The sequence below is a fragment of the Curtobacterium sp. Leaf261 genome (assembly GCF_001422205.1).
Lineage (GTDB): Bacteria > Actinomycetota > Actinomycetes > Actinomycetales > Microbacteriaceae > Curtobacterium.
Genome location: NZ_LMMJ01000010.1, coordinates 249,429 through 262,453 on the forward strand (window position 1 = coordinate 249,429; position 13,025 = coordinate 262,453).

The 13,025-nt window shown below is 69.2% G+C and carries 8 protein-coding genes and 1 pseudogene; 4 read left to right on the top strand and 5 right to left on the bottom strand.

What is annotated here, in order from left to right; translation table 11 throughout:
* Positions 1-1,207: 1,207 nt before the first annotated feature.
* The 4 genes from ASF23_RS14465 to ASF23_RS14480 all read right to left on the bottom strand — a co-directional run bounded on the left by ASF23_RS14465 (position 1,208) and on the right by ASF23_RS14480 (position 6,267).
* Positions 1,208-1,630, bottom strand: coding sequence for a DUF3060 domain-containing protein (locus tag ASF23_RS14465; protein ID WP_055955127.1), 423 nt, complete (start codon positions 1,628-1,630; stop codon positions 1,208-1,210).
* 161 nt (positions 1,631-1,791) lie between these two features.
* On the bottom strand, positions 1,792-2,022 hold the full coding sequence (locus tag ASF23_RS18590) for a hypothetical protein (protein WP_162236774.1): 231 nt from the start codon (positions 2,020-2,022) through the stop codon (positions 1,792-1,794).
* 43 nt (positions 2,023-2,065) lie between these two features.
* Positions 2,066-5,416 (bottom strand): Ig-like domain-containing protein, encoded by a 3,351-nt coding sequence (locus ASF23_RS14475; protein WP_055955131.1) that lies wholly within the window; start codon positions 5,414-5,416, stop codon positions 2,066-2,068.
* 275 nt (positions 5,417-5,691) lie between these two features.
* Entirely contained in the window at positions 5,692-6,267 is a 576-nt protein-coding gene (locus tag ASF23_RS14480; protein ID WP_156364541.1) for a hypothetical protein, read from the bottom strand.
* A 229-nt stretch (positions 6,268-6,496) separates the two neighbouring features.
* Here ASF23_RS14480 and dnaK point away from each other — a divergent pair, with 229 nt between their 5' ends.
* The 4 genes from dnaK (at position 6,497) to ASF23_RS14500 (ending at position 10,659) form a co-directional block, all read left to right on the top strand.
* Positions 6,497-8,371: a molecular chaperone DnaK gene (gene dnaK / locus ASF23_RS14485; RefSeq protein ID WP_055955136.1), complete on the top strand. Its 1,875-nt coding sequence runs from the start codon at positions 6,497-6,499 to the stop codon at positions 8,369-8,371.
* Between the two features lie 3 nt (positions 8,372-8,374).
* Positions 8,375-9,040: a nucleotide exchange factor GrpE gene (locus ASF23_RS14490; RefSeq protein ID WP_082474193.1), complete on the top strand. Its 666-nt coding sequence runs from the start codon at positions 8,375-8,377 to the stop codon at positions 9,038-9,040.
* Positions 9,041-9,072: 32 nt separating this feature from the next.
* On the top strand, positions 9,073-10,095 hold the full coding sequence (locus ASF23_RS14495) for a DnaJ C-terminal domain-containing protein (RefSeq protein WP_055955139.1): 1,023 nt from the start codon (positions 9,073-9,075) through the stop codon (positions 10,093-10,095).
* 150 nt (positions 10,096-10,245) lie between these two features.
* Entirely contained in the window at positions 10,246-10,659 is a 414-nt protein-coding gene (locus tag ASF23_RS14500; RefSeq protein ID WP_055955142.1) for a heat shock protein transcriptional repressor HspR, read from the top strand.
* A 783-nt stretch (positions 10,660-11,442) separates the two neighbouring features.
* Here ASF23_RS14500 and ASF23_RS14505 read toward each other — a convergent pair.
* Positions 11,443-13,005 (bottom strand): annotated as a pseudogene (locus tag ASF23_RS14505) (hypothetical protein); the annotation flags it as partial.
* Positions 13,006-13,025 lie beyond the last annotated feature (20 nt).

Below are 13,025 nucleotides of genomic sequence, written 5' to 3' on the forward strand. Positions count from 1 at the left end.
GAACGACATTCTCCCGCACGTCGGTCGTGGCACCCGCGCCGGCCGATCCCTCTGGAGCGACCGACCTCATTCGAGCTCGGATCACCGCAGCGTGAGCGGGAGCGCGAGACACCGACTTCAGGGTCCTTCGCCTCCCCGATGTTCAGGGGTTGGGTCAGCCACCAGGACTCGTGACACCGGCATCGTCGCGCCGCTCTCCCGGCTCGCGCGCGACGGCCGGAGCGTCGCGCTCCCCGAGCACGGACAACTTGCGCGCCGCGTCGTGCATGGGCAGGACCTATCAGCGCGTTCACGGCCGGGGCGGACGCAGAACGACGTGTCGGGGTGCACACCACCGCAGCTCGGTGTCGCGACGGGTCTGCTCATTCGTCGCGACGGGTCGGCTCATTCGTCGCGACGGGTCGGCTCATTCGTCGCGACGGATCGGCTCATTCGTCGCGACGGATCGGGCCAGGTGTCGCGACGGTCTGCGCGGAGCTCGCCGCACTAATCACCGAGTTGTGCAGCGAACCCCCATCCCACGGCATCAGAGCGTTCCACGACGGTGACCATCGATTCGCCGCATGCGGCGGCACGCCGACGTCCGCAGGCCCGGCCTGGTGGTGGAGTGATCGATCATTTCCGGCCGGGGAGCCTCGCCGCGGATCCCACGCAATCGGACGGCAACGCCGTGCTCAGTCGACACCGCGTGACAGCGGCGCTCAAGGCCCTTACCGTTCGTGAGGCCGCAGGTTCTGCATCGAGGTGGGGGCCCACCATGTGCATGTCCCGCGTCCGGGGCGCCCCACCGGGTGGCCAGACCGAGGAAAGTGCAAGGACCGCATCACTGCCCCACAGGTTGCCGTGATGCTCCCCGGGACGACGCTGCCGGTCCAGGTCCGGCCTCCGGGAACGTGGTTCGTCGTGAGCGGCGCTGGTCGTCGATCGAGCTCAAGCGGAGCACACTTCGAGGCGAGACAGTGAGTCCGAACCCGGGCCGCGTCGTGCTCTGGCTCATCGCGGCCCGATGATCGTCATCGGAGCCAAGGACGCCGAACGGCCCGTCACTCCGTGAGGAGTGCCGGGCCGTCTGGGATCTCGGACTCGCACAGGCCCCGATCGGGTCGAGCGTGAGTCAGGTCGAGCGCGAGTCAGGTCGAGCGCGAGTCAGGCAGGGGGCAGGTCACACTCGGACTCGCCACACTGCGTTCGCTTCACGAGCGCGACTTCACTTGTCGTTGATCTTGTTCATGTCACCCTTGTCGTCCACCTTCGGGGCGTTCCCGGCGTGGACCTGGTTGGCGTTCGACCCCGAGGAGATCGAGACCGACGCGATGTCGTCCGCGGTGATGGCGTTGACCGCACCAGTGACGGACAGCGACTTGACGGTCCCCGTGATCGTCACGATCGTGTTCGACGCCGTCACCTTGACGGTCGCGCAGTCGCCATCGATCGTCACGTGCTTGCTGTCGACATCCACCTTGGCGACCCCGCTGTCGCAGGCGACAGCCTTCTTTGGGAGCGGGGCGAGGGTCGCGCTCGGAGCGCCGGAGGGCTTCTGCGTCGTCGAGTCCTGCGAGGCGCTGCAGCCGGCCAGTGACACGAGGACGATGCCGACTGCAGCGGCGGAGAGGAAGTGCATCTTGTTCATGAGAGACCGTTCTTTCGGGAGACGAGCGCGCATGTCATTGCGCATACAAGTATTTTACATGTCAGTTGGTCGCCGGTCAAGATGCGGGGCGCAGAAGGGGCCGGATCCTCGTGGACCCGGCCCCTTCCGTGCTGTCCGCCTGCACGGCGTCGTGCTGTGAACTACCGGGTTGCGACCGTGAACGAGAAGTCGGTCTCGGTCGGTCCGGTGGTGGACGACTGGAGGACCTTGCCGGTGTACACGCCCGGCGCGAGCGCCTCCACCGACGTGCCGGTCCACATGCCCTGCGGGTCGACCTTGCCGGAGATGAGCGTGACACCGTCCGTCGTCACGACTGCGAAGTCGGCGTTGGGAGCACCTGCGCCAGAGAAGACCGGGTAGGTCTCCGTCACCGTCGCTCCGATGGCCGGGGCGGTCAGGGACACCGGTGTGAACTCAGCGCCGCCGATGGTGAAGCTGAACGGGGCGGAGGTCGCCTTGTCCTCTGCCCACTGGTTCGCCTGGCCGGTGTAGGTCCCCGGCATCAGTTCCACGACCGAGGTCGCGGACCAGGTGCCGTCGGCGCCGATGGTCCCGGACGTCAGGGTGACGCCGGAGTCGGTCACCACGGAGAACGCGGCGTTCGGCGTGCCTGTACCCGAGAACGCGGACGTCAGGGTGACGCCGGAGTCGGTCACCACGGAGAACGCGGCGTTCGGCGTGCCTGTACCCGAGAACGTCGGGTAGAGGTCGGGCAGCGTCGCACCCGTGGCCGGGGCCGTCAACGAGATCGGCGCGTAGTCCGARACGGTGAAGTCGAACGGSGTCTCGGTCCCGATGCCGCTGGCGTACTGCTGGATCGTGCCGGTGTAGTGGCCCGGAACGAGCTCGACGATCGAGTCCTTGGTCCAGYTGCCGGCSGCGTCGACCTTGCCCGWGGCRAKCGTCATCCCGGTGCTGGTGACGACRGCGWAGTCGCCGCCGACGGCRCCCGTTCCGGAGAACGTCGGAGTGGTGTCGTTCGTGGTGGAGCCGATCGCGGGAGCGGTCAGGCTGATCGGTGCGTACCCGGCGATGCCGACGGTGAAGTCGAACGGGGTCTCGGTCCCGATGCCGCTGGCGTACTGCCCGACGGTGCCGGTGTAGTGGCCCGGTGCCAGTTCCACGAAGGAGTCGCCTGGTGACGACGGCGTAGTCGCCGCCGACGGCGCCCGTTCCGGAGAACGTCGGGGTGGTGTCGTTCGTGGTGGAGCCGATCGCGGGAGCGGTCAGGCTGATCGGTGCGTACCCGGCGGGCCCGACGGTGAAGTTGAACGGTGCGGAGCTCGCCTTGTTCTCAGCCCACTGGTTCGCCTGGCCGATGTAGGTGCCCGGCATCAGTTCCACGACCGAGGTCGCGGACCAGGTGCCGTCGGCGCCGATGGTCCCGGACGTCAGGGTGACGCCGGAGTCGGTCACCACGGAGAACGCGGCGTTCGGCGTGCCTGTACCCGAGAACGCGGACGTCAGGGTGACGCCGGAGTCGGTCACCACGGAGAACGCGGCGTTCGGCGTGCCTGTACCCGAGAACGTCGGGTAGAGGTCGGGCAGCGTCGCACCCGTGGCCGGGGCCGTCAACGAGATCGGCGCGTAGTTGGAGACGGGCTGGACGGTGATCGTGACCGTCGCCGTCGTGGTCAGGTTGCCCTTGGAGTGCTGGGTCACCGTCAGGGTGTGGGCGCCGGCGGCGAGGCCGGTGAGGTTGATCGTGGCCGTGGCGCCGGTGGCGGTGTCGGTCGCGAGTTCGGTACCGCCCTCGGTCACGCTCAGCTCGGCGCGGTCCTGGGTGCCGAGCTGGAGAGCGACGTCGGGGGTGACGGTCGCATCGGCGGACGGCGAGGTGATCGTGACGGCGTTGCCGTAGTCGAGGCCGACCGATGCGGCAGCGGAGACCGGCTTGGTGCCGACCGTCTGGGTTGCGGTGAACGTCTGCGCATCGGCGCCGGGTGCCATGACGCGCTGCTGCCAGGTCCCGTCCGCCTTGACCGTGGTGGTGTACGAGCGGTTGCCGTCGTCGACGGTGATCTTCGCGTCCGCGATGCCCTTGCCGGAGACCAGCGCGCGGGTGGCGTTCGCCATCCCGGTGAACTCGGCCTTCAGGTCCGTCGGCGCGGCGGACTGCGCGTTGTCCACCGTGACCTTGACCGTCGCCTTCGTGGTCAGGTTGCCCTTGGAGTGCTGGGTCACCGTGAGGGTGTGGTCGCCGGTGGCGAGGCCGGAGAGGTTGATGGTGGCGGTGTCGCCCGTGGCGGTGTCGGTCGCCAGTTCGGTCGTGCCCTCGGTGACCGAGAGAGCTGCGCGGTCCTGGGTGCCGAGCCGGAGCGCGAAGTCGGGATCGACGACGGCGTCCGCGGTGGGGGAGGTGATCGTGACGGCGTTGCCGTAGTCGAGGCCGACCGATGCGGGGCCGGAGACCGGCTTGGTGGCGACGGTCTGGGTCGCGGTGAACGTCTGCGCGTCGGCGCCGGGGGCCGTGACGCGCTGCTCCCACGTGCCGTCCGTGCCGACGGTCGGGCTGTAGGTCCTGTCGCCGTCGGAGAGGGTGATCGTCGCGTCGGCCACGCCCTTGCCGGACACGAGAGCCCGCATGTTGATCCCGGAGGTGAACTCAGCCTTCAGGTCCGTCGGCGACGGGGACACCGAAGCCCCGACGTCGAGCGTGATGCTGTCCGAGGTCTGCAGCGCACCCTTCGACAGCTGCCGCACGGTGATCCCGCGGGAGCCCGCCTGGAGTGCGGAGACCTTGAACGTCTCGGAGGTGCTCGACGCGGTGCGGGTCACAGCGTCCTGGCCGGGCACGGTCAGGGCGAGCTCGGCGCCGACCTGCGTCCGGACGGTGACGTCCACTGTACTGTCGTCGCCGACGGTCGCGCCGTCGGCGGGCGAGGTGATCTTGACGGCGTTGCCGTAGGCGGCCTCGACCGTCTTGGTGTCCTCGAGCGTCGTGCCGTTGAAGGACTTGACGGTCAGGGTCTGGCTCCCGGCGCCGGCGGGGTCGATGTCGATCGAGTAGCCAGCCGCCGTCGCGGAGCCCATGCCGAGCTCCTTGTCGTTCTTGTCGTAGACCTTGATGGTCCGACCGTTCGTCGCCGTGCCCGAGACGACGGCCTTCTTGGCGACGTCGGTCTCGAACCGGACGTTCGCCGTGAAGTCCTGCTTGACGGAGCCGTCATCCGGGAACCCGGGACCGATGACCGGGATCCCGGTCTTGCTGATGCCGAGGTTGTACTCGGTGCTGCCCGTTCTGAACGGGACGTACGACAGGTAGTAACCGGGATAGGCGATGCTCTCCACACGACCGTCGGAGAGGGTTCGCCACTTCGAGTCGTTCCTCGAGCACGTCTGCGCGCCGTAGTACGTGACGCTGTCGCCAACGAGCTTCGGCTGGGCGACCTTTGCCGGATCGGGCGCCTTGAAGCAGTGATCGAGATCGTTCTTCCAGAGCGTGTAGGTGCCGCCCGATCCGGGCGTCTGCACGTACGCGCGGACCGTTCCGGCGGCGGCGTCCCTGTAGTTTTCGCCGAGGAACACAGGGTAGTTCTCGGCCCGGTAGTTGTCGGGGATGCTTGGATCGCGGTAGGTCGTGAAGCCCAGGTACTGGCCCTGGGCGTTCTTCAGGACGAGGGGCATCTCCTGGAGCGCTCGGGTCTGCTTCGGGGGAGTGGAGTCGGCCGGCGCGGCGACCGCAGCGGAGCCGAAACTCAGGCCTGAGACGATCGTCGCGGCGGCGAGACCAGCCGCTGCGACGGACTTCAGTGGGGTGGGCATGGATGTCCTTCGGGGTCAGGCCGTGTGGTCCGGCTCTCGAGCGCCGCGGAGGCGGCTGCAAGTCGACGCTGAGCGCCGTCTATCCATACAGTATTTCAGATTGCAGATATGATTACAAGTGCACAGTGCCCGGCCGGCGTGCCGCGCAGCGTGGGGCGTGTGGCTGACTGGCTGAGCGGCTGGCAGACACGCCGCGGAGAACGGGCATCGATGCTCCGATGGCAGACGGTGCCGACCGGTCCCTGACCGGCCGACACCGTCGATGCGCCGAGGGGTCAGTTTCCCTTGGCTGCTGCAAGCGCCGCCTGGAAGCGCGGGTCGACCGTCGGTCGGAGGCTGTTGGCCGACAGCTGTGCCCGCACGCCGCTGCTGAAGAGCTGCGTGGCTGTTCCCGTCGCGGCCGGGGTGGTGATGTTGCCGTCCTTCTTGGCGACCTTCCACTTGGCGGACTGGCCGAACACCTTGCAGTTCGCCGCGTCCTTCCAGGCGGGGAACTGTCCGGGGCGGACCATGTTCCCGTACTGGTAGGTGCCGAGGACCAGGCACTGACCCTTGGCGTTCGTGATCGCGCCGGTCCGGCCGGGGAACGGCAGCGTCAGGGTCGAAGCACTGCTGAGAGGGTCGGACGGCGCGAAGCTGGTGAAGGACCCTGCGATGCCCGTGGAGGTGTCGGGGGAGCCGAGGAGTCCGACCGAGCTGACCCCGCCCGTCCAGACGACGGCGGACTGGAACGTGGTGGGCAGCTCCGGGTTCGGCGCGGCGTTCGCCACGCCCGCCCCGAACGCTCCGGTGGCGAGGGCTGCGGCTGCGATGGTCCCGGCGACGATGGTCTTGCTGATGATGCGGTGCATGGTTTCCTTCTCGGTCGACGATGGCTCGTGCACATCGAGTCTCACACCATACACATATCCAAAATTCTCAGAGCATCGGCAAACTTGCGCTCCGCTGACGCAACTTTCAGGTCCAGCGCTTGACGTGCCTCCCGTCCGTAGTAAAGTTGAGCCAGCGCCACTCAAGGCGCGGCAGACCTCCGCTCCCGGCACGGGAGCCGGAACCGGCAACAAGAAGGAGTACCCACACATGGGACGTGCAGTCGGCATCGACCTCGGAACCACCAACTCCGTCGTCTCCGTATTGGAAGGTGGCGAGCCCACCGTCATCGCGAACGCCGAAGGGCTTCGCACCACCCCCTCGATCGTCGCCTTCACCAAGGACGGCGAGGTCCTCGTCGGCGAGACGGCCAAGCGCCAGGCCGTCACGAACGTCGACCGCACCATCGCGAGCGTCAAGCGCCACATGGGCACCGACTACAAGATCGACGTGGACGACAAGAAGTACACGCCGCAGGAGATCTCGGCCCGCATCCTCGGCAAGCTGAAGCGCGACGCCGAGCAGTACCTGGGCGAGGACGTCACCGACGCGGTCATCACGGTGCCGGCGTACTTCAACGACGCCGAGCGCCAGGCCACCAAGGAAGCCGGCGAGATCTCCGGCCTCAACGTCCTCCGCATCATCAACGAGCCGACCGCAGCGGCACTCGCGTACGGGCTCGACAAGGGCAAGGAGGACGAGCTCATCCTGGTCTTCGACCTCGGTGGCGGCACGTTCGACGTCTCCCTGCTCGAGGTGGGCAAGGACGAGGACTTCTCCACGATCCAGGTCCGCTCGACCTCGGGTGACAACCGCCTCGGCGGCGACGACTGGGACGCCCGGATCGTCGACCACCTGATCAAGAAGTTCAAGGACGCGCACGGTGTCGACCTGTCCACGGACAAGATCGCCAAGCAGCGCCTCAAGGAGGCCGCGGAGCAGGCGAAGAAGGAGCTGTCGAGCCAGACGAGCGCCAACATCCAGCTCCCGTACCTGACGCTCACGGCCGAGGGCCCGCTGAACCTCGACGAGACGATCTCGCGCGCGCAGTTCGAGCAGCTCACCTCGGACCTCCTCGACCGGACCAAGAAGCCGTTCAACGACGTCATCCGCGAGGCCGGCGTGTCCGTCAAGGACATCGCGCACGTCGTGCTCGTCGGTGGATCGACCCGCATGCCCGCCGTGGCCGAGGTCGTCCGGTCGCTGACCGGTGGCCAGGAGCCGAACAAGGGCGTCAACCCGGACGAGGTCGTCGCCGTCGGCGCGGCACTCCAGGCCGGCGTGCTGAAGGGCGAGCGCAAGGACGTCCTGCTCATCGACGTCACCCCGCTGTCGCTCGGCATCGAGACCAAGGGCGGCGCGATGACCAAGCTCATCGACCGCAACACCGCGATCCCGACCAAGCGGAGCGAGACCTTCACGACGGCCGACGACAACCAGCCGTCCGTCGCGATCCAGGTGTTCCAGGGCGAGCGCGAGTTCACCCGCGACAACAAGGCCCTCGGCACCTTCGAGCTGACCGGCATTGCGCCGGCACCCCGTGGCGTCCCGCAGGTCGAGGTCACCTTCGACATCGACGCCAACGGCATCGTCCACGTGTCCGCCAAGGACAAGGGCACCGGCAAGGAGCAGTCGATGGTCATCTCGGGTGGCTCGTCGCTGTCCAAGGACGACATCGACCGCATGGTGCGCGAGGCCGAGGAGCACGCCTCCGAGGACAAGGCGCGTCGTGAGGCGAACGAGACCCGGAACTCCGCGGAGCAGCTCGCCTACTCGATCGACAAGCTGATCAAGGACAACGACGACAAGCTCCCGGAGGACGTCAAGACCTCCGTGCAGGCCGACGTCGACGCCCTGAAGTCCGCGCTGAACGGCGAGGACGACGCGGCCGTCAAGACCGCGTTCGACAAGCTGTCCGAGTCGCAGGGCAAGCTCGGCGAGGCGATCTACTCGCAGGGCCAGGCCGACGCCGCCGCAGGCGCGCCGACCGACGGTGCGGCCGACGGCGGTGCGACCCCGAACGACGACGAGGACATCGTCGACGCCGAGGTGGTCGACGACGAGGACGACAAGGACAAGAAGTAAGCGATGACGGACGACAAGCGCAACGAGAACGAAGAGCGCGAGGCTCGCTCCGAGGACGGGGACGTCGCGGACGTCACCGAGCCCGAGGAGCTCGTCGACGCTGAGGGTCCCGACACCGAGGTGGGCTCCGACGAGTCCGCCCCGGCGGGCGCCGCCGACGCCGCGACCGACATGGACCTCAGCCCCGAGGACCAGGCGCTCCTGGACGACGCGGCCCGGCTCATCGCCGAGGACGCACTGTCCGACACGGACCGCGACCTCGTGGCCGACATGCGCCAGGACATGCTCCGGGCGCAGGCCGAGCTGGTGAACTTCCGGAAGCGCGTCGAGCGCGACCGCGACGCGAACCGTGACGTCGTCATCGCCGAGGTCATCCGGGCGCTCATCCCCGCGCTCGACGACCTCACCCGCGCCGAGGCGCACGGCGACCTGACCGACGGCCCGATGGCGGTCATCGCGCAGAAGATCCGCGGTGGGTTCGACAGGTTCGGCCTGACGCAGGTCGGCGAGAAGGGCGAGGCGTTCGACCCGCACATCCACGAGGCGCTCGTCCAGCTGCCGACGCCCGGCGCGACGGGGCAGACGGTCGCAGACGTCGTGGAGCCGGGCTACAAGCTCGGTGAGCGCGTCCTCCGGGCGGCCAAGGTCGCCGTCGCCGTCCCGGCCTGATCGCCTGCGGTTCGCAGAGGAACGAGGTACCAGTGGCAAGTCAGGACTGGTTCGACAAGGACTTCTACGCGGTCCTCGGCGTGTCCAAGGACGCGTCCGAGGCCGATCTCAAGAAGACCTACCGAAAGCTCGCGCGGCAGTTCCACCCGGACTCCAACCCGGGTGACATCGCCGCCGAGAACCGCTTCAAGGAGATATCCGAGGCCTACTCGGTGCTCTCGGACAAGTCGCAGCGCTCCGAGTACGACCAGATCCGCGCGATGGGCTCCGGTGCCCGCTTCACGGCGGGAGCCGGCGGCCCCGGTGGCCAGGGCGGGTTCGAGGACGTCTTCGGCGGCATGTTCGGCGGTGGCCAGGGCGGACAGCGCGTCCGGTTCGGACAGGGCGGCCCAGGCGGTCAGGCCGGCCGAGGCGGCGGGTTCGAGGACATCCTCGGCGGCATGTTCGGCGGCGGGGGTGGCTTCGGCCAGCCCTCCGGCGGCTACCGCGGGTTCGGCGGACCCACGCCCGGTCGCGACGTCAGCGCGACGACGACGCTCGACTTCCGGACCGCGATCGCGGGCGAGACGGTCAAGCTGACCCAGGGCTCCGGTCGACCGGTCAACGTCCGCATCCCCGCGGGCGTCGCCGACGGCCAGAAGATCCGTCTCAAGGGCCGGGGCGAACCCAGCCCGGACGGAGGGGAGGCCGGGGACCTGACGGTCACGGTGACGGTTCGCAAGCACCCGGTGTTCGAGCGCGACGGGCTGAACCTCCGCGTGGACGTCCCCGTGACGTTCGTCGAGGCGACGCTCGGAGCGACGATCGAGGTGCCGACGCTCGCCGGGCAACCGGTGAAGCTGAAGGTCGCTCCGGGGACACCGTCCGGTCGAGTCCTCCGCGTCAAGGGGCGCGGTGTCACGACCAAGAAGGGCACGGGGGACCTGCTGGCCACCGTGCAGGTCGCGGTGCCCGGTCACCTGAGCGCCGAGGCGCACGACGCCGTCGAGGCACTGGCAGCTGCGCTGCCCGCCGAGAACCCCCGCGACGACCTGCTGAGCAGGGCGCGCGAGTGAGCACCGGACTGGAGGGTCGGTGTGGCTCCGCAACGGAGCCACACCGACCCTCTCCCCACAGGCACGGCCGATACCCCGCTGGCGCGTCGCTTCGGAACCGGCTGTGTGGGCCCAGTCTGTTCCCGACTGGCCTGCCGGAAAGGGACCGTCATGGATGAGTACTCACCCGTCTTCGCCATCGCGATGGCCGCGGATCTCGCGGAGATGCACCCGCAGACGCTGCGGCAGTACGACCGACTCGGCCTCGTGGTGCCGCAGCGCACCCGCGGCGGCTCACGGCGGTACTCGATGCACGACGTCGGGCAGCTCCGGGAGATCGCACGGCTCGGCGGCGAGGGCGTCTCGCTCGAGGGCATCCGACGCGTGCTCGACCTCGAGAACGAGAACGCCGCGCTCCGCGAGCGGGTCCGGGAACTCGAGTCCGCGCTGGCGACCGAGCTGATCAACCGTCCGGGGTCGAGGGTCTTCGCGGCGAACTCCCTCGGGAGTGCCGTGCCGCTCCGGGCCGGAGCCCGGCCGGAGCGCAACACGCAGGTCGTGCTCTGGCGCCCGCCCCTCCGGTGAACCCGCTCCGGACACACGACACCCCCGGCCACCATGTGACCGGGGGTGTCGTGTGCTACGAACCGGGTGTCAGCGTCCGCCGGTGATGACGGACACGGGGTTGAACTCGAGGTACGCGTCGGCCGTGGCATTGTCGTCGCCCTTCACATGCACGCGGTACCCATCGAAGCGGTTCTCCGCGTCGACCTGGATCGCGTAGTTGCCGGCGGCGTCCGACGTCGTCGGCCGGCCCGCCTTCTCGCCCGTCTCAGCGGTCGTCACGCTGACGTTCGCGTTCGGCAGGGTCGTCCCGGAGATCCAGGCCTGGCCGTTCGCTCCACGAGCGACCGACGCCGTGGTCGAGGACGAGACGCCGGTGTAGAACGAGCCCGTGCCGACGTTGCGGACGCTCGAGGACCCGCCGCCGACGAGGGTCTTCGACCCCGATGCGCCGTCCGCGAGGGAGAGGTTCGCTCCGGTCAGACCGTTGGCGAGGGTGCCGTCGGTGTTCTGCAGCCAGGTCTGCGAGACCTCGTTGCCGACGCGGCAGGTGGTGAGCGCGACCGGGAGGGTGTTCCCGGTCTTCGAGACGGTGAGGCACTTGTTCGTCGCGGCGTCCTTGATCGGACCGTTCTCGCCGTATGCCGGGAACAGCAGGCGGGTGCCGTTCGTGCGTGCGGCCGCGGCGGTCGGCTCGTCGTGCACGATCGGGGTGCCGGCAGCGTCGAAGGTGATCGAGTAGAACTTCGTCGGCACGTAGGTGCCACCGTTCCCGACGACGAAGGGCTCCGCCGAGGACGGTGCCGGGACGACCGGGTCCACCGGGTCCACCGGGTCCACCGGGTCCACCGGGTCGGCGGGGGTCACGGTGACGGTGAGCGACCCGGCGGTGGTGGCGACGAAGCCACGCACCTGTCGGAGTTCCAGGACGTTCTTGCCGTCCTTGAGGCCGGTGACGGTGAGCTCGGCGGTCCCGGTGTCGGCGGCGACCCGCTGCACGGAGCCGTTCACGGTCGCGGTGAAGACCGAGCCGCGCACGACCTGACCCGAGATCCGGATCGTCGCCTGGTGCTTCGCGGCGTCGACGGTGCCGACGGAGGCGCTCGGTGCTCGCGTGATGTCGAAGTCGGACGGCACCGGATCGACCGGGGGCACCGGCGGGGTGGTCGGGTCGGTCGGGCCGCCGGGGTCGACCGGGGTCGTGCCGGGCAGGTACACCTTCGTGGTGACCCGTGCGGTGGTGGCCCCGTCCAGCGTCTCGGTGAGCGTGATGACGTTCTCACCGTCGTGGAGGCTGGAGACCGTGGCCGTGGCCGAACCGGATCCCGCGGGGATGCGCTGCGTGCTGCCGTTCGCGGAGAGGATGAAGGACGAGCCCTCGACGGCCTGCCCGGTGAGGCCGAGCGTCGCCTCGCGACGGTTCGGGTCCACCGTGCCGATGGTCGTGCTCGGGGTCTTCGTGGTGTCGAACTGCGACGGCTCCGGCGTGGGCACGACCGGCGGCACGACCGGCGGGGTGATCGGGTCGACGGGCGGGGTGACCGGCGGGGTGACCGGCGCGGTCCCCGGGACCTTCACCGTCTGGGAGGCCGAGCGTCCGTCGGTGGTCTCGGTCGTCACGACGACCGTCCTGCCAGCGACGGACTCGTCGAACTCGAGTGCGAACAGGCCGGTCTCGGCGCCGCCACTGATGACGCGCTGCGAGAGGACCACGCGACCGTCGATCGACGCGGAGATGGTCGAGCCCAGCTCGGCGGTGCCTCCGATGATCCAGGCGTCGCCGACCTGCTGCGCCGCGACGTTCTTCAGCACTGCCGCGGGACGCTCACCACCACCCGGTACGGCCGCGTCACTGGTGGACAGCGGCTTGGTCGCGATGTCCGAGACGAAGCCGCTGGCTCCGACCGGGGCGAGGACGATCTTGCTGCGGGCGTCAGCGCCCGTGCTCACCGTGAGCGGCACACCGCCCTCGGTGTCGAGTCGGACCGTGCCGGCACCGGTGCGCACCGTGCGGAAGAGCTGCGTGCCGGTCGCAGGGTCGCAGGCGGCGCGCGCGAGGGTGAACCCCGTGACGGTGAGGCAGTCGGTCCCGCCGAGGGCGACGGGTCCGGTCGTCCCGGCAGCCGGCAGGGTGGCCTGCGCGCCGGTGCGGATCGCGGCGTCGAGGTTCGAGACGGGTGTGCCGGCGAGCACGGCACGCGGACTGAGTTCGAGGGGAGTGTGGTTCGTGCCGTCGGTGAAGACGATCGGTCCGCCGATGCGTGCGGGGTTCTCGGCGGCCTGTGCGCTGGAGGTTCCGAGTGCGGTGGCGCCGACGGCCATCAGGCCGATGAGCCCGAACGCGGTCATGCGTGACATGCGGTTCATGTGGTTCCTTGTCATGAGTG